We start from the raw sequence: 25,348 nt of genomic DNA on the forward strand, positions 1-25,348 counted from the left end.
CTGTTACTGTGCTGCTGATTGTTCGGCATTAACGGTAAGACGCGCAACCTGGTTAGTTCTGATAAAGCGGCTCAGGTCGACAGGTTTTCCTTGATACTGGATCTGTACCGCTGCCGGAGCGCCGATTTTAAGTTTGTAAGGTGCCTGACCCGTTAGGTTTAATGTGCCATCTTTACGCTGCAGGCCGCTGAACAGCTTTTTGCCTGTTGCGTCAGTCACTTCCAGCCAACAATCCGCGGTAAAATTCATCACCAGCGCGTTAGGATCGACAGCCGGTGTCGCAGTGGCTGCCGGGTCGGTAGGCAGTGGCGCCGCAGCAGTATTATCCGCTGACGCCGTCGCCGCAGGGGCGGTATCCACATTGGCCTGTGAAGGAGACACAACCGCGTTCTGATCCTGCGCCTGCGTGGCTGATGCGGTGTCAGACGGGGAGGCTGGAGCCTGAGCGGTATCGGTCGCTGCTGTTTGCGGCTCGCTGGACGGTGCCGCGCTATCTGTATTCAACGGCACGCTCTGTGCATTGTCATTACCGGATTGATTAAGCTCGGCAGAAGACTGATCGGCCATGGTGGTGATCTCTTCCTGCTGCGCCTTGTGGTTTTGCCACCACCACGCACCGGTCAGACCAACCACCACAAACAGCACCAGCCAGGTAAAGCTCATCAGCCAGCCATCACGTTTTTTACGGCGTTTCCCTAAAGAGAAGGTCTGCATCGGCGCAACTTTTGCTGCACGGACCGGTGCCTGCTTCTCCATCATCGGCAGTAATTCTTCTTCGGGGATATGCACCAGTTTTGCGTAAGAGCGGATATAACCGCGCAGAAATGTTGAAGCCAGATCGGCAGGCGCCTTATCTTCTTCAATATCGCGAACCGTGGAAACCTTCAGGCACAAGCGTTCTGCAACAGCTTGCTGGCTGAGTCCGAGTTGTTCACGGGCGTTGCGAAGACGAACGCCAGTGGAGAGTGCTTCATTTTGGTCGTGAGTGGCTTCAGTATTCATTCGCTACAACTACTGGTACGTGAAAAATAAGGGTTCAGGTGCCGGTGAGTCACAATGCCACCCGCACCGCGAAAATTCTGGTCAGTTAACCTTGAACAGACAGTATAAGACTGTCAGCCGGTAGATGACAGTGCAGCTCTGCCCGCCTGGCTAAACTGTTGTTACGTCGTTACATACTGCCCGAAAGTCATATGAAACGCACCGTAATTATTAATCAAACATCACGAATCTGACTGATTATTCAGTCAGATTATGCTTCACGGCGCAGATCATGCGCCGTGACTGCATAATAATCAAACAGCTTTGACCGCGATTGTCTCGCCCTGCATGCGTTTACGCAGCGTCCGTTTGGTACGGTCAATCACATCACCCGCCAACTGTCCGCATGCTGCATCGATATCATCACCACGCGTTTTACGCACGATGGTGGTGAATCCGTACTCCATCAGCACTTTCGAGAAACGATCGATACGGCTGTTCGAGCTACGGCCATAAGGCGCGCCCGGGAACGGGTTCCATGGGATCAGGTTAATCTTGCACGGCGTATCTTTCAGCAATTCTGCCAGCTCATGCGCATGCTCGGTACCGTCGTTGACGTGATCAAGCATCACGTACTCGATGGTGACGCGGCCCTGGTTGGCATTCGATTTCTCCAGGTAGCGGCGCACGCCAGCCAGGAAGGTTTCGATATTGTACTTTTTGTTGATCGGCACAATTTCGTCACGGATCGCATCGTTTGGCGCGTGAAGGGAGATAGCCAGCGCAACGTCAATCATGTCGCCCAGCTTGTCCAGTGCAGGCACAACGCCCGAAGTAGACAGCGTGACGCGGCGTTTGGACAGACCAAAACCGAAGTCGTCGAGCATGATTTCCATCGCCGGAACCACGTTGGTCAGGTTCAGCAGTGGCTCTCCCATCCCCATCATCACCACGTTGGTGATTGGGCGGGTACCGGTCACTTTCGCTGCACCCACGATTTTCGCCGCGCGCCACACCTGACCGATAATTTCAGACACGCGCAGGTTACGGTTAAAGCCTTGCTGCGCGGTAGAGCAGAATTTGCACTCCAGCGCACATCCTACCTGAGAAGAGACGCACAGCGTGGCGCGGTCATCTTCCGGAATATAGACAGTCTCAACGCGCTGATCGCCGACGGCAATCGCCCATTTGATGGTGCCATCAGACGAGCGCTGCTCTTCCACCACTTCCGGTGCGCGGATTTCAGCCACTTCTTTGAGCTTATTGCGCAGGACCTTGTTGATGTCTGTCATGTCATCAAAGTTGTCGCTGCAATAGTGGTACATCCATTTCATCACCTGATCGGCACGAAACGGCTTCTCACCCATATCTTTGAAGAACTCGCGCATCTGCTGACGGTTCAGATCCAGCAGGTTGATTTTTCCATTTTTATTTGGAACCGCAGGAATGGCGACTTCGGAGGTATTCACTAATTCAGACATAATTTTATCCGGCCTCGTTGTTACACGTTATGGCCCATGGAGGGTTGAAAAGAAACGCCCCGGAAAGCAGTCTGCTCGTCCGGGGCGTTGCATTGTACAAAGTCTGACGCAGGGATGCCACGTTTGCACGCGGCATTTACGAAAATATTAACGAGTGCGAGCGCACACTTCGCCTTCTGCGAAGAAGAATGCGATTTCACGCGCAGCAGATTCAACGGAATCAGAACCGTGGGTGCCGTTCTCGGTGAAGCTGTCTGCGTAATCAGCGCGCAGCGTACCCGCCAGCGCGTTGTCCGGGTTGGTTGCACCCAGCAGATCGCGGTGACGCTGAACAGCGTTTTCGCCTTCCAGTACGGATACCACGATTGGGCCGGAGGTCATGAACTCTACCAGGCCGTCAAAGAATGGGCGACCTTCGTGCTCAGCGTAGAAACCACGAGCCTGTTCAACGGTCAGGTGCAGCATTTTAGTACCAACGATCTTAAACCCTGCTGATTCAAAGCGAGCGAAGATGCTGCCAATAACGTTTTTTGCCACCGCGTTTGGTTTGATGATGGAAAAAGTACGTTCAATAGCCATGATAACCTCTGTCAATGTTCTGTTGTTTTGCATACCTGAGTATGGTGTGGCGCGGATTATAATGAGCAATAGCGCCATTGCCTATGGTTCCGCATAACATTTTTTTAAAATGAGACGAAGATTAGCAACAGTCCGGGTTTCTCATGTCGTGTTGATGGTGAAAACAGAGCGGACACAGCTTTTCATCCGGCGTAAATGACCAGAAATGACGGTGGCACGTCAGGCAAATGGCTTCATATGCCAGTATGGCCACGTTTTTCGCCGTCCCTTCTGTTTGCGTCACTTTTATCGCCGCATGCTGGCATACTGCTTCGCAGCCGCCGCAGCCGGTGCAATTTCCGGTTTCCACGACCAGTTCAGCGTTCTCAAACCGAATCGCGTTTTCCGTACAACTCCGCCAGCACGCGCCGCACAATACGCAGGATTCGGCATCGAGAGCTATCTCTGCCTCGCTAAACCCAGAAAACGCCCTGCGCAGTTCACGTTGACCGGGCACGACGCTACAGATCCGGACATCCTCACGGGGAACGTGTATCAGCGCACGGCGGGCGATATTAATCTCGTTGACGGGTGTAAGTTTAAACGCCCATGCCGCTTCACCGCGTCGACGAAGCACAAGATTAAGCCGGGCAATCGCCAGCAGCCAGTCAGGGTACTGCTCCACGTCGATACTGATAAAACGAGCATGGTGCTGCGCGTGCCAGAGCAGCAGCTCATTCACTCCTGGCGCACGATCAGTAAAAGGCCCAACAAGCGTATCGCCACACAGAAAGCGTTTTCGCGGCGTGATGCCGGTGATGGCCTCAGTGGGGCAGACAAACAGGCAGTTACCGCATTCAATACAGCGGCTCTCATCAATCGAGATATCTGCGTCCGTAAAAGAAAAAGCCTGAGCAGGACAAACGTCTGCGCAGGTGCAACAGGAAGCGTGGCGAAAACGGTGACGGACGCACGCATGCGTCACGTCCATCGCCGGGGCAAACGTCAATCCGCCCATCAGCCAATACTGAAGAAAACGAAGCGCAGCATCAGCTCACCCGCAATCAGCAAGGCGCTGCCCAGCAGCATCGTGCCTCGCGCCGCTTTTAACCCTCCCGCAGCAAAGCAAAGCATGCCGACAACAGACACACACCAGCTCAGCAGATGCATGGTGCGTAATTTTTCCAGCATCTGTAATGGCGCGTGAGGGAAGGTCACCACAGTGTTGTCCATAGCAGCGATGTCGGCCAGCCAGACGGGCTGCATCACCAGACGCACAAGCACCAGCAGCGTGATAATGACCACCGCCGCACGCAGAGTAGCCTGGGAACGCATCCCAACCGCCATGCAGGCTGAACCGATAATCCCCACCGAGCCGATAAACAGCACCAGCGTGTTGATATGCTGCCACGTAACCACGGACGCATGCATGTAGATCTGCGCCATGCAGAACACATCCACCAACCCGACAAAGCCCGCCATCGCCAGAAGCAGCCTCCAGCCTGGCTTTTTGGCGAACATCAGCAGCGTCGCGAGACCCAGCGCCGCCAGGTAAAGGCTGGCAAAGATAACCTCACGGCTCAGCCAGGAGCTGGAGACGTGGCGTAGCGCGTTGAGAGCATTTAGCGGATAGCCCATGTGCAGCGCCGAGGCGAGCAACCCGAGGCTTGCGAGCACAAACGCCCCGGCAGCAGGCAGAAGCGCGCTACGTTGCGAAGCATGCGCCCCACCGAACGCCAGCCAGAGCGTCACGCCTACCGAGCCCTGCAGGAACAGCGTAAAAATCAGCAGCGGTAACTCATGCATGACGTTTCCCCTCTTTCTCTGCACCCTGATGCGCTTTGATCACCAGATTCGGTTTTGTGATGGAAGAATCAGGCAAGCCTTTCACGTCACAGACCGCACCATACTTCGCCCGCAGTTCATCAATCGGCCCGAACTTAATTGCTTCGAGTGGACAGGTTGCCACACAGACAGGCTGCTCCCCCTTCGCCTGGAGATCCACGCAGAAATCGCATTTTGACATCTGCCCGGTTTGCTCGTTGAGCTGTGGCGCGCCGTAAGGGCATGACCATGCGCAGTAGCCGCAGCCGACGCACTTATCTGTATCAACGCGCACAATGCCGTCTCCCGGCCGCTTGTGCATCGCCGTGGTCGGACAGTTTTTAGTGCAGATGGGATCTGCACAGTGGTTACAGGAAATAGAGAGCGTGTAGGCAAACACGTTGTTGCTGACGCCGCCCTGCCCGGTTGGGATGAAATTCCCGCCGTTGACTTCGTACACGCGACGGAAACGACGTCCGACCTCAAGGTTGTTTTTATCTTTGCATGCCACCTGGCAGGCCTTACAGCCCGAGCAGCGTGATGAGTCGATATAAAAGCCCAGCTGTTTGTCGCTCACCGGCGCGTAGTGCTTGAACTTACTCATGCTTTTGCTACCTCCACCAGCATGGTTTGATGTGAATTCCCTTTCGCCAGCGCGGTAATGCGGGCCGAGCTGAGCACGTTCGCGCAGCCGCCTTTATCCACCCCCCGCTCGTCCGGCTGCCACCAGGCGCCCGCCTGCATGGCTACAACACCCGGAATAATGCGCGGCGTCACCTCCGCGGGGATCTCACAGATGCCGCGCGCGTTATGAATACGCACGGTATCCCCCTGTGCAATGCCGCGCTTCTGCGCGTCCTGAGGGTTAATCCACAGCTTTTGCTGCTGCGCCTCAATTAACCACGGGTTGGCGTACTGGGTAGAGTTGGCGCGGTTTTTCCCTTTCCAGGTGATCAGCTGGAGCGGGAATGTTTTCGCCAGCTCGTCTTCCGGCCCTTCATGGGCAGGCACGTAGTGCGACAGCGCCGGAATTTCCGGGTGCTGCATGTCGTACAGACGCTTTGAGAAGATCTCAATTTTTCCGGACGGCGTCGGGAACGGATGATTTTGCGGATCGCGAATATTGTCTTCAAAGGCGACGAACGGCGCACTTTTGAACAGGTGCTGACGCGTCTTCTGTAGCGTCGCGAAGTCCGGCAGGTTCTCATCCGGCATGGACAGCCGCGTCTGCTCCCAGATGTGCTCTATCCACGCCTTTTCGTCACGGCCTTCGCTGAATGCCGGTTCGACGTCAAGCTTAGCAGCGACCTCCCGCAGCCAGTCGTAGTCTGAACGGCGTTCAAATTCAGGTTCAATCAGCTTTTCAGACAGGATCAGATAGCTTGCCGTGCCCCAGGTTTCGCCGATATTCCAGCGTTCCATGAAGCTGGTTTCCGGCAAAAGCAGGTCGGCGTATCTGGCGCTCGGCGTCATAAACAGATCGCTTGCGACGATAAACTCGATTTTCGACTCGTCTTCCAGGACACGGGTTGCCTGATGAAGATCCGGATTCTGGTTAGCCAGATAATTGCCCGCCAGCGAGAAGAGGATGCGGATATTGCTGTCCAGCTTTTCGGCATCCTTCAGGCCGACTTCCGCGGTTACCTTAGAGGCATCGTCGGCGGCCTGCACCCAGTTCATCACCGAAATTTTGGCTTTGACCGGGTTGTCCGGCATCTCTGGCCCGGCCGCAAATTTGCGGTTTGCGCAGCCGCCATAGCCTGCCGCCCAGCCGCCTTTCACCCCGACGTTACCCGTTAGCGTGGCCAGTAACGTCGAGCCGCGCGCGGTGCGCTCGCCGCAGTTATGACGCTGCGGCCCCCAGCCCTGGATCAGCGCAGCGGGCGTCGTCGTGGCATAATCGCGCGCCAGCTGACGAATGGTCTGTGCAGGCACGTGGGTGATTTTCTCTGCCCACTCCGGCGTTTTCTCCACGCCATCTTTTGCACCGTTCAGGTAAGCCACCAGGGATTCATTGGCCGGAACACCTTCTGGCATGGCGTCTTCGTCAAAGCCCAGGGTATAGCGCTGAATAAAGTCGCGATCGTGCAGGTTCTCCGTGACGATCACGTACATCATCGCGTCCATCAGGGCATTGTCCGTTGAGGGAAGCAGCGGGATCCACTGGTCGGCAAGCGAGGACACCGTATCGGAATAGCGTGGGTCGACAACAATAAAGCGGGTACCGTTTTGCTTCATTTTCTGGAAGAAGTAGTTGCTGTGCCCAAAAATCGTTTCCGTCGGGTTATGTCCCCAGAGGATGACCAGTTTGGTGTCCAGCAGCGTGTCCAGCGAGCTGCCGCTGGCGGCGGTGCCGTAGGTATAGGGCGTTGCCGCTGCGGTGTTGCCCATACTGACCGAGTGATAGCTTTCGAGATAGCCGCCGGTTAAATTCAGCAGACGACGAACCATTTTATCGCCGGAGAACGTTCCTCCAGAAACGGCCGTGCCAACATGCACATAGCGCGAGGACGCACCGTATTTTTGCGTAATGGTTTTTAATTGATTCGCAATAAGCGTTGTGGCTTCATCCCAGGTAATACGCTCGAATTTTCCTTCGCCACGTTTACCCACGCGTTTCATTGGATATTTAAGCCGATCGGGATGATAAACAAATTTCCGATACGAGCGTCCACGAACGCAGGCGCGCATCACCGGCATCTGAAGATCCAGTTCATTATCCGGACGGGTGGAGATTCGTGTGACCACACCGTCGCTGACGTGCGCCCGAATATCGCATTTCCCGCCACAGTCAAAGGTGCTACAGGTTTGAATGACTTTTTCTTCGGGTGCGTCCACTGCCGCAGGCACTGTTGTCGTCTGCGCTTTTCCGGCTTTTACCACAAACGGCAGAGCGGCGAGCGCGGATCCAGCCTGAATAAAGTGACGCCGGGAGAGAGTGGGATTAAGACTCTCTCTCAGCTTCTTATTTTTTTTCATTGCTCGTTCCTTCAAATAAAAACGCATTCTCGTTTTTTTTCAGAACCGAACATTGATAATTATCAAGCCAACCCTTCTGGCTTATTTTAATAAGCCATTTCGAAATTCACCGTCGCTATTTGGCCTGTTTCATCCATTACTATTAATTGATATTCCCCTGGCAAATATAATTTCAGTGAATATTTATAATAATGCCCCTCTAAAGGTTCGCCATTTAAAAACCACCATCGCTGCCCTTCTCCACCGCTGGTTGAGAGAGAAAGCGTTATTGTTGTCTCACCCGGAAGACGCTTGATGACGGCCCCCTCCCTGACCCCTGACAGCATAAGCGGCGCGATATTGCTGTTATCCAGAGGCGGGCAAACCGTTGATGCTGCCGGGAGCCGCGCCGCTCTTTTTTCCGCAGCGGGCAGCCACGGCTCCAGCGGCAGCGGCCAGACATCCAGGACTTTTTCTGTAGCATCCGGGCAATCTGCGGCCACGCGTTTGCCCGTTTTATCCAGCCAGACCGGGAAGCGAATACCGCGTATGCCTTCCTGTTCGGGCAGGAGCAGCGTGGGCGGTTCACTGCCTTCGAGCAGCCAGGTCGACAGGCGACGTCGACAGTTTTCGCTGCCTTCTGGCAGCGACTGCCCGCCCGGCCAGCAGATCACGCCCCGCCCGACGCTCACCGGACGCGGATCGCGCGGCAGGCGGGCTTCGTCTACCGTTGAGCGCGACTGAAGCAGGTTATTGACCTGATTTAACAGCGGAACCGCGCTGGCAAACCCAAACTGTCCCGCCACGGGCGTGCCGTCCGGTCGTCCGGTCCAGATGCCTATCACGTAACGAGCATTCAGACCGATGGCCCAGGCATCGCGGTAGCCGTAGCTGGTGCCGGTTTTCCACGCCAGAGGCGCAACCTGCGGTAGCGCATTATCCGGTAGCGGCTGCGCTTCATTGGCCAGAATACGGCGAATAATCCACGCCGAACCTGGTGACAACAGCGGACGTTCAGTCAGAGGATCGCCTGGCTGCAGGCGCAGCCTTCCCGCTTTACCGTGTCGGGCAAAGGCGCTGTAGGCCGCGGCAATATCCGCCAGCCGTGCGCCTGCCCCGCCGAGGATCAGGGAGAGATTTGGCTGCGCCCCAGCGGGCAGGATCAGCGGCAAGCCCGCGTTACTGAGCATCCCGGCAAACCGTTTTGGCCCGTAGGCTTCCAGAACCTGTACTGCGGGCAAGTTGAGGGAGCGCACCAGCGCTTCACTCATGCTGACCGGTCCGTGGAACCCGCTGTCAAAATTCCCAGGGCGATAATCACCGGTTTTTCTGGGAACGTCCTGGAGCAGCGAGGCGGGATGGATCAGGCCATCGTCCAGCGCCATACCGTAGATAAAGGGCTTTAACACCGATCCCGGGGATCGGATCGCATTGACCATATCCACGTGGCTGAAACGACTGTCATCGTTAATATCCACCGATCCGACCCAGCCGCGCACTTTCATATCCGTATGATCAACGACGATCATCGCCAGCGAGCTACGCGCAGGAAGTCGGGACTTCCAGTTCATCGCCAGCTCTTCCAGCTGCCGCTGTAGCCGGGCATCCAGCGTGGTGACTATTTTCGTGTCGCGGCTTTTGCCGAGCATCATGCGCGCAAAGAGCGGTGCCAGCTGCGGCATCTGTCGGGGAGCCAGCCACACCGATTCTTCCCGCGATTCTTTGACCTGCTTCGCGGACCAAACGCCCTGCGTCACCATGCGGTCGAGGACTTTGTTGCGCGCCGCTTCAGCCCGTTCAGGCCAGCGGTCCGGACGTAAGCGGCTGGGTGCCTGCGGCAGCACCGCCAGCAGCGCCGCTTCGGAATAGCTGAGCTGCGATGGCGGTTTGCCGAGATAAGTCCAGCTTGCAGCCCCAACGCCCTGTAGCGTACCGCCAAAGGGGGCGCGGTTGAGATAGAGGGTGAGGATCTCGCGCTTGGAAAGATGCCACTCCAGCTGCATCGCCCGCCAGAGCTGGCGAACTTTGCCGCCAAAGGTACGCGGGTGCGGGTCCAGCAGACGCGCCACCTGCATGGTGAGCGTGCTGCCGCCTGAGACAACTTTGCCGGAACTGAGATCCTGCCAGGCGGCGCGCAGAACAGAGAGCGGGTTTACGCCCGGATGTTCCCAGAACCAGCGATCTTCATACTGGATCAGGGCCTCAAGGTAGCGCGGAGAAACCTCTTCGATGGTAACCGGGTAGCGCCAGATACCTTCACTGTCGGCGAAACGCCAGAGCGGTATGCCCTTCTCATCCACCACAACACGCGCGGGGTTAACCTCTTTCAGAGGCAACGGCCACAGGCGGTCGGCGACGATAATCAGCCCCCATAAAACGAGAAGCGCTCCCGCCAGCCAAAGCCAGCGGGAGCGTGTCAGACGAGCTATCTGCATATTACGGAACAACAATCAGCGGGCCACTGGCCGCACCCGTTGCCCGCCACTGCGGAACGTACATTGACTCCACCATCGGCACCGGCACCTGGTAGGTTCCCGGCGTCACGGCGCGCGCCAGATAGACCAGCGTGACCGGCTGACCTTCGTTTACCGGCACGGCAGCCACAAAGCGGTCATCGCGGAATTCCATATGCTGAATATCCGCCTGCTGCATCTGGCTGAGGAGATTCTGCACTTCGCTGCCGCTGTCCTGCAGGCTGGCGCTGCTGTTCGCCAGGTTCTGGTTTTCCAGCTCCAGACCTGCCGGGAGAAGATCCACCACCAGCGCATCCGGCACGTTCTGGCTGGCTTTGACTTCCAGCCATACCAGCACCAGTTCACCGCTCTTCAGTGAAGAGAGTGACTTCGTGCTGCCATCCGTTGCCAGAATATGGCGTTCAACCTGCAGCACGTTAGACGTTGGCTGAGGGGCATATTCCGGATAACCGGTGCTGTCGAGGCGTACCCACAGCGGCGTTGTCCCGGTATTGGTGACCTGCAGTGCGCCAAGCTGGTCGCCGTTAACGTTTTGGATCTGCGATTTATCGCTGCTCAGCGCTTGTTCTGAAAGACTGGTCGTTGCCTGCCACGACCCCGACAAGGTTTGCAGCGAACGTCCTGCCAGGAACAGCGCATTGCTCTCCTGCGTTGATAGCCAGCGCTGGCTGAAGGCCTCTTCAGACAGAGCATTCAGCAGCGTATTCTGCGCATCCGGCAGCAGCTTGTACTCTTCAAGAAGAGAGAGCATCAGCGCGTTATCGCGAAGCTGGCTGCCGTAATCGGCCATCCAGTTTTTGCTGTCGTTGCGCGGTGTTTTGAGCGCCAGATCCAGCGCCTGCTGGCTGCGTGGAGCATCGCCCATCAGTTTGAGCGCCATGCCCAGCTGCATCAATGGCAGACCGGATGCTGCCTGACCGTGGCGATCCCAGATTTCGCGCAGCGCGCCGAGCGGTGCTTTTTGCTGACGCGCCAGTACCAACGAAGCATAAGCCTGCACGGCGAACTTGCTGGCCTGAGTATCGTCACTGTAGCGGATGGACATCATGCCCGGATCCTGCAGATAGCGCAGGAGTCGGTTATTAGCGTTGTTCACCGCATCGGCAGGAACGCTGTAACCCTGCTCGCCTGCACGCACCAGAAAATCGGTGACATACGCGGTCAGCCAGTACTCTTCCGGACCATTTTTATCCCACAGGGCGAAACCACCGTCTTCACGCTGCATCTGCAGCAGACGGGAGATACCAATATCAATCGCTGCACGGCGCTTGTCGTCCGTATCACCTTTAATGCCAAGCGCCGAAAGCTGCGCCGCGTTGGTGTAGAGCGACGGGAACAGGCCACTGGTGGTCTGTTCCAGGCATCCGTACGGGTAAGCCTGCAGTTCACGAATGTAGCGCGCCAGATTCAATGGCGGTTTGCCGCTCAGCAGCAGTTGCCCCTGCAGGGTGGCAGGAGAAAAACCGTTGAGATGCTGCGCCGGTGCGGTCCAGGACTCTCCCGGGTTCAACATCGCGCCAGTGTTTACCGTCTGTGCCGGGAATGCAGGACGCACGCCGATTTTCGAGCTCTTCTGCTGCGGTGCGAAAGTCTCACCCGGAAGCTGCAGACCGGTTACCTGAGCCGTCACTTCACCGTCACCATAGCCCTCCAGCGCACGCACCGGAATAAAGATCGTACTGCGCACCCCCGGAGGCAGTTGAACCGGCTGCGGCTGTGAGCCTTCCAGCGACACTTTACCCGTTGTGGTTAAGGCCACGTTCAGCGTTTGCGGCCGGTCGGTCAGGTTGGTGAGGTCCAGCGTCAGCCGCGAAGTGTCTCCGCTTGCCAGGAAGCGTGGGGTATTAAGCTCGGTAATAATCGGCGCGGCGACAACCACCTTACTTTCACTGCTGCCGAAATCATCTTCCGTCCAGGCTTGCGCCATTAGACGCAGCTCACCGTTAAAGTCCCCAATCGGCAGCGTAACAGTGCCCTCCCCGTTGGCATCCAGCGTGACCGGCTGTGCCTGTTGGGCAATAATGGTGACGTGGTTCACCGGCGGTTTGCCGCCGCGCTTGAGTTCATCTCCATCACCACCGAAGCGCAGCGCGGCCATACGTCCCTGCCCTTCAATGACCTGGCCGTAGATATCGTAGATATCCGCGCCGTAGCGCTTCTGGCCGAAGAAAGCCTGCCACGGATCCGGCGTAACGTAGTCGGTAATGTTCAGCACGCCGCTGTCCACCGCCGAGACCAGGACGTTCACTTTCTGCGGCACGGCCCCCTCTTTCACGCTGGCTTTTACCTTCACAGAGAGCGTCTGGTTCGGACGCATTTTTTGCGGATTATCCAGCGCAATATTCAGACGGCGATTTTCGTCGCCCATCGGCAGATGCAGAAGTCCAACCGCACGTTTCGGCGTGGCGGATTTGGATTTATCGCCAGGACGCACCACCAGCGTGCTGAGATAGAGATCGTGACGTTTCCAGGCTTTATCTACCGGAATGGAGAGATCCAGCCCGTTTGCCGGTACGTCGATCTCTTTCCACCACAGCGGCCCTTCGCTGGATTCGATCATCGCATAGCCTTTGCCCGCAGCCGGCGCGGCAATGTGCAGATTGATGGTATCGCCAGGCTGATAGGCTGGCTTATCCAGCTTCAGCGTCACGCGGTCAGGGCGCGCAGCCCCGGTGCCGTCGCTGTTATCCTGCCAGCTGTAGCCCGCCCAGAAACGCACGCTGCTGACCATCTCATCAGGCGCTTTCACTTCCAGACGGTATGAGCCCCACTCCACCGGGAAGGTGACTTTACCGGTTTCATCGGCCTTAAGGCTAAGCTCCTGCTCGCCTTCGACCAGGTCTTTCTGATCAAACTGAGACTGCCAGCCTTCGCTCTCCGACCAGTTCCAGAAGTAGTCCCGACGCTCGCGGATCAGGCGAACCTGCAATCCGGAAACCGCTTTTTTCGCTCCGCTGGCATCGGCATAGACGATGTCGAAGCTGGCGTTGCCGTTCTCGTCGACAATCGGTTGGTTGACGGTAGTGTCGGTGCGGTAGTCATAAACGGCCTTGCTGGCAAACTGCGGACGAATCCCCGGCAATTCCGCCGCAGGCCAGATAGCCTGCTCAGCACGACGCGTCACCGGACGACCGCCCGACTCCAGCAGGCTGGCCTGCAGGATCAGCTGCAGCGGAGAGTGCACCTCTTTCCACTGGCTTTCGGTGCTGACCTGTCCACGCCCCTGTTCGTCGAGCGTAAGCTGCACTTCATCCAGACTGCGGCTCAGGTTTTCCTCGGCGATATCGCCAAACTGGAAGCCCGGCAGCGTAGCCACCGCCTCACGCAGCGGACGCAGGTACAGCTGGCCCTGCAGCGAATTGCCATTAGCTGGCGCACCGTACAGGTAGTACCCCACCACGTTAAAGTCGACATTATCCTGCTGTGATACCGGGGCTTTTTGCCCGGTCAGGTTGAGCGCCATACGCTCCGGCATAAAATCTTCAACGTTGAAGCCCCACAGCCGCTGCAGGTTGTCGCCGGTGTTAGCGCGAATATGCCACATACCGGTCTGCGCCCCGCTGTCCAGCGGATAGTTAAAGCGATAGAGTCCGTTCTCTGGCTTGACGACAATCGTACGTGCGACCTGCCCATCCGGACGCAGCACGTCAAGCTTCACGGGCTGATCGGGAAGTGGTTTTCCGTCGCTGTCGCGCAGGAGACCGTTGAGGATCACCGTTTCACCCGGACGATAGAGATCGCGCGGGCCAAACATGAAGAACTGCTTGCTGTAGCCGGGGCTACCGGCGATATCGAACTCCGCCAGGTCGAGCGCAGGCAGCTTGAGATCGAGCAGAGTGGTCTGGCCGTCTTTACTGGCCAGTATCAGCGCGGCCTCTTTGTCGGTTTCAAGCTTCGCATGGCCGTCAGCATCGCTGTTGGCTTCGGCAAGCGTCTGGCCTTTGTCATTCAGCAGCGTAACGGTCACGCCGGACTGCGCCGCACCGTTTTCCAGGCTCTGGGTGAAGATGTCCAGGCGGTTATGATAACGGTGAGCGGACAGTCCAATATCGCTTAAGGTAAAGAGCGTTGCGGCGTTGCTGTAGTTGTAGTGCCCGGCCTGGTTCATGACCGCGATATAAACGCCAGACTGCTGGAGTGGTTTAATATCCTTCAGGGGCAACAGCAATTTTTCGCGCGTATTGCGCGCCGGATTAAGGTCGAATCGACCGGTGTAAACCAGCTCCGCCATCTTCAGCAGGTTATCGGATTCCCAGTTGGTCAGAGAATTGCGGTATTCCCACTGGCTGACAAAGGAAGCCAATGACTCCGGCTTCACACGATAGAAGTTCACGTCCACGTTGTTAACGTTGAGCGCCATCACCGGCAGGCCTTCCACCACTTTACCCGGCAGCAGTGAGCCGCGGCTGGCAAAACCGACCGTCGGTTCGACATCCCGGGTGGTTAAGGCTTTTTCATAATCGATACCAAAGGTCGCTTTATTCAGCGCCTGCAGGTCGCGTTCAACGGTGACAACCAGGTTGCGGTTAGGCTCCAGATGGCGCAGTCGAAGCTCTTTCAGATTAGGCGCAAGTTCCCACGCCCCGTCAACCTTGCCGCTTTTCTTATCCACGACATGCACTGTTTTCGCGAAATCCTGATCGGGGTTCAGCGGAACAGAAAAGGTCAGCACCAGCGTGGCGGCACCATCGAGCTGAACTTCAGAGGTATCCAGCAACGTCAGCGCTTTTCCCTGACTCTGTGCGGCAAGCTTAGCCAGCGTTTCAGCATTGGGCTTTTCCGCGGCTTTCGGTGTTGATGCGGTGGATGCCGCGGGAGCCGCAGCCTGAGATTTATCGTCGCTGTTATCACAGCCGACAAGCGTAAACGTGGTAAGCAGCGCAAGAGAGAGCGCGGCTAAGCGAAACGGTTTCATCCTTTGTCCCTGGCCTGAGGGGGCCTGTTGGTCGTCGTCCGGATAAGTATTATCCGCAAGTTTGATTAATTCAAAAAGTCCAATTTTAGAATCTGGAAAGCGCCTCGCAGAATGGCATCACGCCGATACGCCGTGATGGAACCGCGATCACAGCACTAAACGTCACATGTTACCTTTCACGTCATTTGTTTTTAAAACAATAAGATAGCTGGATAAGCGTGCCTGAAGACTGCTAGTTTTATGACCATGACGCACCCCGAGTGCGCGGTTCAATAAGAGAGATAGCCATGAAACGAGCCGTGAACGCCCTGCAAAATTTCGGAAAATCATTGTACGGACCGGTACTTATCTTACCGATTGTCGGTCTCTTTATCGCCTTTGGGAACGTGCTGGGTAACGGCAATCTTGCCGAGTACCTGCCGTTTCTTGGCCATCCTCTGATTCAGAATATCGGCCAGCTCATCGCGAAATCTGCCGTATCGGTGCTGGTTAACCTGGCGCTGGTGTTTGCCGTCGGTATCCCGATTGGTCTGGCAACGCGCGATAAAGGCTATGCCGCGCTGATTGGGCTGGTCACCTTTGTGGTGTTCATCAACGCCATGAACGTCACGCTGCAGCTACAGGGCGCGCTTGCGCCTGCCGACCAGATGAAGGCCGCCGGGCAAAGCATGGTGCTGGGCGTGCAGGTGCTGGAGATGGGCGTTTTCGCCGGGATTCTGACCGGCGCGCTCTCCGGGTATCTGTACAACAAATACTCCGGCGTACAGTTTAACGGCGCGATGGCGATTTACTCCGGCCACTGTTTTGTCGCTATCGTCATGCTCCCCGTCTCCATGCTGCTCGGCGTGGTGATGAGTGAATTATGGCCCTTTGCCCAGCACGGCATTAGCGCCATGGCGCTGGCTATTAAAGGCTCCGGGCCGTTTGGCGTGGCCATCTACGGTTTCCTTGAACGCATCCTGGTGCCAACCGGCCTGCACCATCTGGTTTATACCCCGTTCCTCTACACCGAACTCGGGGGCACGCAGGAGGTGTGCGGCGCAACCTATCAGGGCGCGCGTAATATTTACTTCGCCGAAATGGCCTGCCCGGACGTGAAGCAGCTCAGCAGCACCGTGGTGTGGGATGCGCGCGGTATCAGCAAAATGTTCGGTCTGCCTGCCGCTGCGCTGGCGATGTACATAACCGCGAAGCCGGAGCGTAAAGCCATTGCGAAAGCCATTTTGATCCCGGCGGCGCTGACTTCGCTGCTGGTGGGCGTGACCGAGCCGATTGAGTTCTCCTTCCTGTTCGTCGCCCCGCTGCTCTTCGTGGTGCACGCGGTGCTGACCGGCATCGGCATGATGCTCTTCTCACTGCTGGGCGTTCACGCCATCGGCGCCAACGGGATTATCGATTTCATCCTCTACAACCTGCCGCTCGGCACGGAGAAGTCCAACTGGCCGATGTACCTCCTGGTCGGGCTGATCATGTTCGCCCTCTACTTCGTGGTGTTCCGCTTCCTGATCCTGCGCTTCAACATGAAAACGCCGGGCCGTGAGGATGACGATAAAGAGACGCGCCTTTACAGCAAGCAGGAGTACCAGGCCAAAGGCAATAACGACGGGCTGGGCGAGTCCATCGTGGTGGGCCTGGGCGGCCGGGAAAACATTGAAGTGGTGGACAACTGCTACACCCGCTTACGCGTCACGGTGAAGGACGTCGCCATCATCGACGAGCCGCGGCTGAAGGCGACCGGCGCGAAAGGGATTATCAAACAAGGTAACAACGTTCAGGTGGTCTACGGGCTGCATGTCAAAAAAATGCGAGAAGCCGTTGAGACGTTTCTCTGAAAGGAGCTAAAGATGTTTACACCCCCATTTATCCTGTCGATTGCCGGCGGCGGTAGCACCTACACGCCGGGCATTGTGAAAAGCCTGATGGTGCGCCTGCAGGATTTCCCGCTGGCCGAAATCCGCCTCTATGATATCGACGAGGCACGGCAGAACACTATTGCGCCTGTTGTAGAGAAAGTCATTCGCGACCACAGCCAGAGCATTAAATTTACCGTCACCAGCGATCCGGAGGTGGCCTTCAGCGGCGCGCATTTCATCTTCGCCCAGATGCGCGTCGGCCAGTATAAAATGCGCGAGCAGGATGAGAAGATCCCGCTGCGCCACGGTGTGGTCGGTCAGGAGACCTGCGGACCGGGCGGCCTGGCCTACGGACTGCGTACGATCCTGCCGATGGTGGAGCTTATCGATCTGGTCGGTCGCTACGCGCATGAAAAAGCCTGGATCGTGAACTACTCCAACCCGGCGGCGATCGTCGCGGAGGGCGTGCGCCGCCTGCGGCCAAATGCGCGGGTGCTGAACATCTGCGATATGCCGGTGGCCGCGATGCGCAATATGGGGGCGATTCTGGGTGTCGATCGCCACAAGCTGGAAGTGGACTACTTCGGCCTGAACCACTTCGGCTGGTTTACCCACGTGCTGGTGGACGGCGAAGATAAGCTGCCCGAGCTGCGTAAGCATATCGCGAAGTTTGGCCTGCTGACGGAAGATGCCGCCAAAACCGACCCGCAGCACTCGGATCCGTCGTGGGTGAAAACCTGGCGCAACATTAAGCCGATCATGGACAACTTCCCGGAGTATCTGCCGAACCCGTATCTGCAGTATTACCTGATGCCGAACCAGATTGTAGAGCATCAGAACCCGGACTATACCCGCGCCAATGAAGTGATGGACGGGCGCGAGAAAAAGCTGTTCGCCGCAGCCGAAGAATACAAGCGCACCGGGATCCTGCCGGATGCCTTCCACGTGGGCGTCCACGGCGAGTTTATCGTCGATGTAGCCTGTTCGCTGGCGTTCAACCTGCGCCAGCGTCATCTGGTGATGGTAGAAAACCGCGGCGCGATCGCCAACCTGCCTTACGATGCCGTGGTAGAAGTGCCCGCTTATATCACTTCCGAAGGGCCGGAGCCTGTCCGCATCGGTCAGGTGCCGCTGTTCCATCAGACGCTCCTGCAACAGCAGCTCGCGTCTGAACAGCTGCTGGTAGAGGCAACTATCGAAGGCAGCTATGAGAAAGCCCTTCAGGCGTTTACCCTGAACCGCACCGTGCCGACCATGGCGCACGCGAAAGCGATTCTGGATGAGATGATCGAGGCCAACCGCGACTACTGGCCTGCGCTGCAAAAAGCCTGGCAAGACGGCGAAGCGGTGAAAAAATAAGGGGTTGCTCGCGAGTTGAACGTGGTTTGCTTGTCGGTGTCAGAAAAAACACCGACAATCCTTTTTTACGGAAAAGAATGGAGGCAACCCATGTCCACCTCATATTTTGTCGCTGCCGACTGGCTGATTGAGCACGGCGACGATCCGGAAGTTCAGATTATCGATGCGCGCATGGCCCCTCCGGGCCAGGAGCATCGTGACGTTCCCGCTGAATACCGCGCAGAGCACCTGCCTGGCGCGGTATTTTTTGATATCGAAGCCCTCTCCGATCACACTTCTCCCCTGCCGCACATGCTGCCGCGCCCGGAAGCGTTTTCCGTGGCGATGCGCGAGCTGGGCATCAGCAAAGATAAGCATCTCGTTGTCTATGATGAAGGTAACCTCTTCTCCGCGCCGCGTGCGTGGTGGATGCTGAAACAGTTCGGCGTGGAAAAAGTCTCGATTCTTGCCGGCGGGCTGGCGGGCTGGAAGCGCGACGAGCTGCCGCTTCAGCAGGGCGACGTGACGCTGCCGGAAGGCGAATTCGATGCCACGTTCGACGCGCACGTGGTGAAACGCCTGACCGACGTGCTGGTCGTGAGCCATGAAAAAACGGCGCAAATCGTCGATGCCCGTCCTGCTCCGCGCTTCAATGCCGAAGCGGATGAACCGCGTCCGGGGCTGAAGCGCGGACATATTCCGGGGGCGCTGAACGTGCCGTGGGGCGATCTGGTGTTTGAGGGCGAGCTGAAAACCACCGACGAGCTGCGCGCCATTTTTGAGCGTGCAGGTGTGGATTTACATCGTCCGATTATTGCCAGCTGCGGCTCCGGCGTCACGGCCTGCGTAGTGATCCTTGCGCTCGCCACGCTCGGCGCGAACGACGTCACGCTTTACGACGGCGCCTGGAGCGAATGGGGTGCACGAGACGATCTGCCTGTCGAACCTGCGAAATAATGGATAACCGCCTGGCCACGTTGTTAACGCGCGGGGCATCGCTGACTCGCGCGGAGTATCGCGTCCTCGCCCACCTCACGGAGCATCCGCTGCTGGTGGGCAACATCACGGTGCGCGAGCTGGCGCAGGCGACGTTTGTTTCGACCGCCACCATCATGCGGCTGTGTCAGAAGCTGGGGTTCAGCGGCTTTAGCGAGTTTATCTGGCACTGCAAGCAGCTGCTCTCCGACACGCCGCATATTGCCGCTCAGGGGCAATCCCTTCCTGAACTCCCGGCGCTGTTTAATCAATTTATCGCCAACTATCAGCACACCTTCCAGTGGGTCACGCAGGAGAAGCGCCAGCAATTTGCCGGGCTGCTGCGGCAGAAAGAGAGCTTCTTTCTCTACGGTGCCGGTTTTTCTTACCTGTTTGCGGAGTACCTGACCAAGAAGCTGCAGGTGCTGGGCAAAACGGCGTTTATCTCCGGGCCGGGAGACAGTCGGAATATTTTTCTCAGCAATGCCGCACGCTATCAGGTTTTTATTGCCGTCTCGCGCAGCGGCGAAACGGAACAGGTGCTGGATAAAGCGCGGATTGCCAAAAACGTCGGCATGACGATAGTTGCCTTTACCCGCGCCTCGGCCAACACGCTGGCGGGGATGGCGGACGTGCACTTTGCCCTCTATGACGAAGCGGTACACTTCGCCGCCGAAGCCGCAGGCGTGACGTCGTTTGAGTCGAATCTGGTGCTGCTGATGGATTTACTGCTGCTGGAAGCAACGGGGTGATATTCACCCCGCTGTCATCAGATGATGCGGTTGGTTTTGAGATCGCGCAGGAAACCGCCCCAGCGACGCTCGTAGAACGGCGTGATGTGCTCGGTAATAAAGTGGCTGATGCCCTTCTCACCGTTTTTCACCTGGCAGATATCAATCGGCTCATCGCCCGGTAGCGTGTCGGTCGCCACGCTTCCCGCCGCCTGAATGATATCCTCGATATCGCCATCCGCCTCAATGCCAATCAGCAGTACCGGATGCTCGTCCGCGCGCTCTTTAATGGAGCAGAGAAACGCACGCCTGACGGGCTTGAGCGTTTTGAACAGCGTGGTCAGGGAATCGATCATCTGCGCGGGCGGCTCGGCCACTTCAGACAGCAGCAGCGTTTCGCCCCCTTCCAGCACCTCCTGGGTGCTGAGCGGATTTCCCTCTTCGCCCATCAGGTGGCTGATTTCACGCGGCGTGAACTCTTTTCCGGTCGGCAGCTTCGCGTTGAGGAACAGCGTCTGGCCCAGCGTCATTTCAAACAGGGTACGCACCGGCATTACCACGAACGCCTGTTCGTCTTCTACCGCTTTTTGCAGCGCTTCCAGCGAGGTGAAGAACGGGATCACCGACGTGCCGTCGTCTTTCTCCCAGTGCAGCAGATCCAGCGCGCTGTCTTCGACAACCTGTTCACCTTCCGCCGCGGTGCCCGGCACCCAGACGGTGGATTCCAGCAGCGTGCGGAAAAAAGCCGGACGGTGGGCGGGCTCGGTCGCCGCCTGCTCCAGCAGGGTTTCTAATTCGTTTTTGGTTTCGGACATAACAATCCCAGATGTCGAATTTCCCCCTCACCCCAGCCCTCTCCCTCAAGGGAGAGGGAGCAAACCATCCCCTCTCCCCGTGGGAGAGGGTTAGGGTGAGGGCAAAGAGCCTTACTCAGCCGTCAGCAGGTTCGCCACGGTACGCACGCCCAGGCCGGTCGCACCCGCGGACCACTGCTCAACCGCTGCTTTACGGTATGTTGCGGAGCAGTCGATGTGCAGCCAGCCTTCATGGTAGTTCTCAACGAAGTGAGACAGGAAGCCTGCTGCGGTGCTTGCACCCGCCGGGTACGCCGCGCTCGCGGTGTTGTTCAGCTCGGCAAAGTTAGACGGCAGCTGGCTGCGGTGGAACTCGGCCAGCGGCAGACGCCAGAACGGCTCGTTTTCCGCAGCGGCGCTTGCCAGCAGGCGAGCGGCCAGCTTGTCGTCGAAGCTGAACAGCGCATGGTAGTCGTTACCCAGCGCGGTCTTCGCCGCGCCGGTCAGGGTCGCCATGTCGATAATCAACTCTGGCTTCTGCGCAGAGGCGTCGATCAGGCCATCGGCCAGCACCAGACGGCCTTCGGCGTCGGTATTCATCACTTCGACGTTTTTGCCGTTGCGGTAGCGAATGATATCGCCCAGCTTGAAGGCGTTACCGCTGACCATATTGTCCGCGCAGCACAGGTACAGCTTCACGCGCTTGTTCAGACCGCGGGTGATGGCGAATGCCAGCGCGCCGGTGATAGTTGCCGCGCCGCCCATGTCAGACTTCATGGAGTCCATGAACGCGCTCTGCTTCAGGCTGTAGCCGCCGGTGTCAAAGGTGATGCCTTTACCCACCAGGCAGGCAAAGACCGGCGCTTCTTTATCGCCGGTTGGGTTGTAATCCAGCGCCAGCAGGACCGGAGGACGCTCAGAACCACGGCCCACGGTGTGGATGCCCATGTAGTTCTGCTCGCGCAGGTCTTCACCTTTGGTGATGCGGTAGGACATTTTATCGCCCGCCACGCCGCACAGCAGGTCAACGGCGCGCTGCGCCAGCTGCTCAGGACCTAACTCTTCCGCCGGGGCGTTGATGGTGTCGCGCACCCAGTCGATAATTTTCAGGCGGCTTTCCAGCTCTTTCTGACCGGCTTCGTCGAGGTTCGCCCACTCTATTTTGCGGGTGCCTTTCGGGCCTTTGTAGCCTGCCCAGAACGCCCAGCTGCGGTCGGTGTCCCAGCCTTCGCCTTCCAGAGTGACATGTTTAATGCCCAGGCCGTCAATTTTACGGGCTGCGCGCTGGATCAGGCCCAAATCATCGTTGCCCGTCAGGTGCAGGGTAATACCGTCGTTGTTGATACTCCAGGTGGCTTTTTCGCCCCAGCGCGCATCGGCTGACTGCGTAGAGAGCGTAATCTTCATCGCTTCGGTCATTTTATTTATCCTTATTAGCAAACGGGCCGCCTGAAGGCAGCCCGTTAAGTGATTTACTCTGCTTCATCTAACCAGACTAACAGAATCGCCTCCAGAATTTTTTCATTGGATGCGTTTGGATCGTCGTCGAAATCCTCTAAATCGCAAATCCACTGATGCATATCGGTGAATCGTACGGTCTTCGGATCGAGATCCGGGTTCGCGTCGTAGAGCGCTTCGCCGATTTCACGGCTGTCTGTCCACTTCAGTCCCATATCAATGCTCGCGTGCGTGGTTGATGGTGTAGCGTGGGAATTCCACGACCAGATCTTCATCGGTCACCGCGGCCTGGCAGCTCAGGCGGCTGTCTGGCTCCAGACCCCATGCTTTATCCAGCATGTCGTCTTCGTCTTCGGTGCTCTCGGCGAGAGAGTCGAAACCTTCACGCACGATGCAGTGGCAGGTGGTGCAGGCACAGGATTTTTCACAGGCGTGTTCCACTTCGATACCTGCACGCAGGGCAACATCGAGAATGGTTTCACCGGTCTTCGCTTCCAGAACAGCGCCATCCGGACAGAGGTCCGCATGAGGCAAAATTACAATCTTTGGCATATTAAACCTCGTCCACGGACTGGCCTTTCAGCGCGACGCGGACAGATTTGTCCATGCGGCGAGCAGCAAAGTCCTGGGTTTGTTTATCAACGTTTTTAATGGCTTCTTCTATTGCGTCAGCGTCATTGCCTTCTGCAACAGCGCTTAAATGCGCGGCAGCGTCGTCAATCACCTGGCGCTCAGCGGCGCTTAACAGCGCGGCATCGGCAGCGAGCGCGCCGTGCAGGCTCTCCAGCACGCGTGCGGCTTCAACTTTCTGTTCAGCCAGCATACGCGCCTTCACATCCTGCTCGGCGTAGCTCATTGAGTCCTGAATCATGGAGGCGATTTCGCCATCGGTCAGACCGTAGGACGGCTTCACCTGGATAGACGACTCCACGCCGGTGGATTTTTCCATCGCCGTGACGCTCAGCAGGCCGTCCGCATCCACCTGGAAGGTGACGCGAATATGCGCCCCGCCCGCCGGCAGCGCCGGGATACCGCGCAGCGCAAAGCGCGCCAGAGAGCGGCAGTCCTGCACCAGTTCGCGTTCGCCTTGCATCACGTGGATGGACATCGCGGTCTGGCCGTCTTTGAAGGTGGTGAACTCCTGCGCACGCGCCACCGGAATGGTGGTGTTACGCGGGATCACTTTCTCCACCAGGCCGCCCATGGTTTCTAAACCCAGCGACAGCGGGATCACGTCCAGCAGCAGCATTTCACTGTCCGGCTTGTTCCCGACCAGAATGTCGGCCTGGATTGCGGCGCCCACGGCAACCACTTTATCCGGGTCGATGGAGGTCAGCGGCGTGCGGTCAAAGAACTCGCCCACGCGCTCGCGCACCAGCGGCACGCGGGTCGAACCGCCCACCATGACCACTTCCAGCACCTCGTTCGCCTCAACGCCCGCGTCTTTCAATGCGCGACGGCAGGCCAGCAGGGTGCGTTTCACCAGCGGGGCAATCAGATCGTTGAACTGGTCGCGGGTGATATCACCCTGCCAGCCCGCAACATTGACGGTAACCGTCTGCGCATCGCTCAGGGCGATTTTGGCGTCGATGGCAGCATCCAGCAGTTCGCGCTGTACGCGCGCATCGCTGCGATCGCTGATGCCCGCCTGCTCGCGAATGTAATCTGCCAGCAGATGGTCGAAGTCATCGCCGCCGAGCGCGGAATCCCCGCCGGTCGCCAGCACTTCAAACACCCCGCGGCTCAGGCGCAGGATAGAGATATCAAAGGTGCCGCCGCCGAGATCGTAAACCGCTATCACCCCTTCCTGACCGGAATCAAGACCGTAGGCAATGGCCGCCGCAGTGGGTTCATTCAGCAGACGCAGCACGTGCAGGCCAGCCAGACGCGCGGCGTCTTTGGTGCCCTGACGCTGTGCATCGTCAAAATAGGCCGGAACGGTGATCACCACGCCGTCTAAATCGCCGCCGAGCGTTGCCGTAGCGCGCTCAGCCAGCGCTTTGAGGATGTCGGAGGAAACACGAATCGGGTTCAGCAAACCGGCCGCGGTCGCGATCATCGGCAGGCCGTTTTCACTGGCCTGGAGCTGATACGGCAGATGCGGGTAGCGGGTCTGAATATCGGTCAGCGAGCGGCCCATCATGCGCTTGACGGAGCTGATGGTGTTGGCCGGATCGCGCGCGGCGTTGGCGCGAGCGTCATAGCCGACCGCGTGACCCTGCTGCTGGTAGTGGACCACGGAAGGCAGCAGATGGCGGCCCTGCTCGTCGGCCAGCGTTTCCGCCTGGCCGCTGCGCACGGTCGCCACGAGGGAATTGGTGGTGCCCAGATCAATACCCACCGCCAGACGACGCTGGTGCGGTGCGGCACTTAAGCCAGGCTCACTAATTTGTAATAAGGCCATAATTGCTTCCGAAATTAAAAATCGAGCAGCTTTTCTTCGAGTTGTTCAGCACTGCTTCGCAGTTTATCGAGAAAACGGAGTTTGCGCACAGTGTCTGCCGCCACGTCCCAGGTCTCGTTGTTCAGTTGCTCCACCATCTGCTGATGGCGGGTATCGAACATGCCCTTCACGCGCGTGATAAAACTTTCCAGACGCGCTTCGTCTTTGGCCTGTTCAATCTCATCCAGCTCTTCGCGAAGCTCCAGCTGTTCCATCAGAAACGCGGTGTCGCGCACGGTATGCTGTTCACTCGCCAGGTCGAAACCGTGCAGTGAAAGCAGGTACTCGGCACGGCTCAGCGGATGGCGCAGCGTCTGCCAGGCCTGGTTGATAGTCGCGGATTGCGACACCGCAGCCAGTTGCTCTGCCTGAGTACCACTGGCGAATTTATCCGGATGGTACTGCCGCTGCAGATCCTGAAAACGGATCGTCAGCGCCTGAAGATCGATCGGGTATTGAGCGGGTAGTCCGAAGAGAGTGAAGTAATCCATAACAATCTCAGGGGTAGCCTGTTAGAACAAACCCCACGCGTAGCGGGTAACGCCACGGTGGGGTTTCGGATGAC

The 25,348-nt window shown here is 57.8% G+C and carries 19 protein-coding genes; 4 read left to right on the forward strand and 15 right to left on the reverse strand.

Annotated elements, in window-relative coordinates:
- Positions 1-3 precede the first annotated feature (3 nt).
- The 9 genes from rodZ to N2K86_RS16155 all read right to left on the reverse strand — a co-directional run bounded on the left by rodZ (position 4) and on the right by N2K86_RS16155 (position 15,191).
- A complete protein-coding gene (rodZ, locus tag N2K86_RS16115; RefSeq protein ID WP_260659276.1) occupies positions 4-1,002 on the reverse strand; it encodes a cytoskeleton protein RodZ in 999 nt (332 codons plus the stop codon).
- Positions 1,003-1,295: 293 nt separating this feature from the next.
- Entirely contained in the window at positions 1,296-2,462 is a 1,167-nt protein-coding gene (locus tag N2K86_RS16120) for a bifunctional tRNA (adenosine(37)-C2)-methyltransferase TrmG/ribosomal RNA large subunit methyltransferase RlmN (protein WP_089597809.1), read from the reverse strand.
- Between the two features lie 147 nt (positions 2,463-2,609).
- A complete protein-coding gene (ndk, locus tag N2K86_RS16125; RefSeq protein WP_010433958.1) occupies positions 2,610-3,041 on the reverse strand; it encodes a nucleoside-diphosphate kinase in 432 nt (143 codons plus the stop codon).
- A gap of 121 nt (positions 3,042-3,162) precedes the next feature.
- Positions 3,163-4,038, reverse strand: coding sequence for a 4Fe-4S binding protein (locus tag N2K86_RS16130; protein WP_260659277.1), 876 nt, complete (start codon positions 4,036-4,038; stop codon positions 3,163-3,165).
- Entirely contained in the window at positions 4,038-4,826 is a 789-nt protein-coding gene (locus tag N2K86_RS16135) for a dimethyl sulfoxide reductase anchor subunit family protein (protein ID WP_260659278.1), read from the reverse strand. Before N2K86_RS16135 ends, N2K86_RS16130 begins: the two co-directional genes overlap by 1 nt.
- A complete protein-coding gene (locus N2K86_RS16140; protein ID WP_260659279.1) occupies positions 4,819-5,448 on the reverse strand; it encodes a DMSO/selenate family reductase complex B subunit in 630 nt (209 codons plus the stop codon). The genes N2K86_RS16135 and N2K86_RS16140 overlap by 8 nt, the downstream gene beginning before the upstream one ends.
- Complete coding sequence (locus N2K86_RS16145; RefSeq protein WP_313771634.1) at positions 5,445-7,823, reverse strand: DMSO/selenate family reductase complex A subunit; 2,379 nt, start codon at positions 7,821-7,823, stop codon at positions 5,445-5,447. Before N2K86_RS16145 ends, N2K86_RS16140 begins: the two co-directional genes overlap by 4 nt.
- An 86-nt stretch (positions 7,824-7,909) precedes the next feature.
- Entirely contained in the window at positions 7,910-10,237 is a 2,328-nt protein-coding gene (gene pbpC / locus N2K86_RS16150) for a peptidoglycan glycosyltransferase PbpC (protein WP_260659281.1), read from the reverse strand.
- 1 nt (position 10,238) lies between these two features.
- Positions 10,239-15,191, reverse strand: coding sequence for an alpha-2-macroglobulin family protein (locus tag N2K86_RS16155; RefSeq protein ID WP_260659282.1), 4,953 nt, complete (start codon positions 15,189-15,191; stop codon positions 10,239-10,241).
- Positions 15,192-15,478: 287 nt separating this feature from the next.
- On the opposite strand from N2K86_RS16155, the gene N2K86_RS16160 reads away from it, so the two are divergent.
- From N2K86_RS16160 to N2K86_RS16175, 4 genes are all read left to right on the forward strand, one after another.
- Entirely contained in the window at positions 15,479-17,023 is a 1,545-nt protein-coding gene (locus N2K86_RS16160; RefSeq protein WP_260659283.1) for a PTS transporter subunit EIIC, read from the forward strand.
- A gap of 12 nt (positions 17,024-17,035) precedes the next feature.
- The gene (locus tag N2K86_RS16165) at positions 17,036-18,403 is read left to right on the forward strand and encodes a 6-phospho-alpha-glucosidase (protein ID WP_260659284.1); all 1,368 of its coding nucleotides are present in this window, start codon (positions 17,036-17,038) and stop codon (positions 18,401-18,403) included.
- Between the two features lie 90 nt (positions 18,404-18,493).
- Positions 18,494-19,339, forward strand: a complete 846-nt coding sequence (gene sseA / locus N2K86_RS16170) for a 3-mercaptopyruvate sulfurtransferase (RefSeq protein ID WP_260659285.1) — start codon at positions 18,494-18,496, stop codon at positions 19,337-19,339.
- Positions 19,339-20,109 carry a MurR/RpiR family transcriptional regulator gene (locus N2K86_RS16175; RefSeq protein ID WP_260659286.1) on the forward strand — a complete coding sequence of 257 codons (771 nt, stop codon included), beginning with the start codon at positions 19,339-19,341 and terminating at the stop codon, positions 20,107-20,109. Before sseA ends, N2K86_RS16175 begins: the two co-directional genes overlap by 1 nt.
- A gap of 17 nt (positions 20,110-20,126) precedes the next feature.
- On the opposite strand, the gene sseB is transcribed toward N2K86_RS16175, so the two are convergent.
- The 6 genes from sseB to hscB form a co-directional block, all read right to left on the reverse strand.
- Positions 20,127-20,903, reverse strand: a complete 777-nt coding sequence (gene sseB / locus N2K86_RS16180) for an enhanced serine sensitivity protein SseB (protein ID WP_109081522.1) — start codon at positions 20,901-20,903, stop codon at positions 20,127-20,129.
- A 111-nt stretch (positions 20,904-21,014) separates the two neighbouring features.
- Entirely contained in the window at positions 21,015-22,301 is a 1,287-nt protein-coding gene (gene pepB / locus N2K86_RS16185; RefSeq protein WP_260659287.1) for an aminopeptidase PepB, read from the reverse strand.
- 53 nt (positions 22,302-22,354) lie between these two features.
- Complete coding sequence (gene iscX, locus N2K86_RS16190; protein ID WP_003860650.1) at positions 22,355-22,555, reverse strand: Fe-S cluster assembly protein IscX; 201 nt, start codon at positions 22,553-22,555, stop codon at positions 22,355-22,357.
- A gap of 1 nt (position 22,556) precedes the next feature.
- Positions 22,557-22,892, reverse strand: coding sequence for an ISC system 2Fe-2S type ferredoxin (gene fdx, locus N2K86_RS16195; RefSeq protein WP_003860652.1), 336 nt, complete (start codon positions 22,890-22,892; stop codon positions 22,557-22,559).
- 1 nt (position 22,893) lies between these two features.
- The gene (gene hscA / locus N2K86_RS16200; protein WP_260659288.1) at positions 22,894-24,744 is read right to left on the reverse strand and encodes a Fe-S protein assembly chaperone HscA; all 1,851 of its coding nucleotides are present in this window, start codon (positions 24,742-24,744) and stop codon (positions 22,894-22,896) included.
- 14 nt (positions 24,745-24,758) lie between these two features.
- A complete protein-coding gene (gene hscB, locus N2K86_RS16205; RefSeq protein WP_260659289.1) occupies positions 24,759-25,274 on the reverse strand; it encodes a co-chaperone HscB in 516 nt (171 codons plus the stop codon).
- Positions 25,275-25,348: the final 74 nt, after the last annotated feature.

The sequence above is a fragment of the Enterobacter mori genome, assembly GCF_025244905.1.
In the GTDB taxonomy this organism is placed as follows: Bacteria; Pseudomonadota; Gammaproteobacteria; order Enterobacterales; family Enterobacteriaceae; genus Enterobacter; species Enterobacter mori_A.

Bases quoted from the DNA above. Each gene is read 5' to 3' on its own strand.
- rodZ (WP_260659276.1), bottom strand. From the start codon at position 1,002: ATGAATACTGAAGCCACTCACGACCAAAATGAAGCACTCTCCACTGGC.
- N2K86_RS16120 (WP_089597809.1), bottom strand. From the start codon at position 2,462: ATGTCTGAATTAGTGAATACCTCCGAAGTCGCCATTCCTGCGGTTCCA.
- ndk (WP_010433958.1), bottom strand. From the start codon at position 3,041: ATGGCTATTGAACGTACTTTTTCCATCATCAAACCAAACGCGGTGGCA.
- N2K86_RS16130 (WP_260659277.1), bottom strand. From the start codon at position 4,038: ATGGGCGGATTGACGTTTGCCCCGGCGATGGACGTGACGCATGCGTGC.
- N2K86_RS16135 (WP_260659278.1), bottom strand. From the start codon at position 4,826: ATGCATGAGTTACCGCTGCTGATTTTTACGCTGTTCCTGCAGGGCTCG.
- N2K86_RS16140 (WP_260659279.1), bottom strand. From the start codon at position 5,448: ATGAGTAAGTTCAAGCACTACGCGCCGGTGAGCGACAAACAGCTGGGC.
- N2K86_RS16145 (WP_313771634.1), bottom strand. From the start codon at position 7,823: ATGAAAAAAAATAAGAAGCTGAGAGAGAGTCTTAATCCCACTCTCTCC.
- pbpC (WP_260659281.1), bottom strand. From the start codon at position 10,237: ATGCAGATAGCTCGTCTGACACGCTCCCGCTGGCTTTGGCTGGCGGGA.
- N2K86_RS16155 (WP_260659282.1), bottom strand. From the start codon at position 15,191: ATGAAACCGTTTCGCTTAGCCGCGCTCTCTCTTGCGCTGCTTACCACG.
- N2K86_RS16160 (WP_260659283.1), top strand. From the start codon at position 15,479: ATGAAACGAGCCGTGAACGCCCTGCAAAATTTCGGAAAATCATTGTAC.
- N2K86_RS16165 (WP_260659284.1), top strand. From the start codon at position 17,036: ATGTTTACACCCCCATTTATCCTGTCGATTGCCGGCGGCGGTAGCACC.
- sseA (WP_260659285.1), top strand. From the start codon at position 18,494: ATGTCCACCTCATATTTTGTCGCTGCCGACTGGCTGATTGAGCACGGC.
- N2K86_RS16175 (WP_260659286.1), top strand. From the start codon at position 19,339: ATGGATAACCGCCTGGCCACGTTGTTAACGCGCGGGGCATCGCTGACT.
- sseB (WP_109081522.1), bottom strand. From the start codon at position 20,903: ATGTCCGAAACCAAAAACGAATTAGAAACCCTGCTGGAGCAGGCGGCG.
- pepB (WP_260659287.1), bottom strand. From the start codon at position 22,301: ATGACCGAAGCGATGAAGATTACGCTCTCTACGCAGTCAGCCGATGCG.
- iscX (WP_003860650.1), bottom strand. From the start codon at position 22,555: ATGGGACTGAAGTGGACAGACAGCCGTGAAATCGGCGAAGCGCTCTAC.
- fdx (WP_003860652.1), bottom strand. From the start codon at position 22,892: ATGCCAAAGATTGTAATTTTGCCTCATGCGGACCTCTGTCCGGATGGC.
- hscA (WP_260659288.1), bottom strand. From the start codon at position 24,744: ATGGCCTTATTACAAATTAGTGAGCCTGGCTTAAGTGCCGCACCGCAC.
- hscB (WP_260659289.1), bottom strand. From the start codon at position 25,274: ATGGATTACTTCACTCTCTTCGGACTACCCGCTCAATACCCGATCGAT.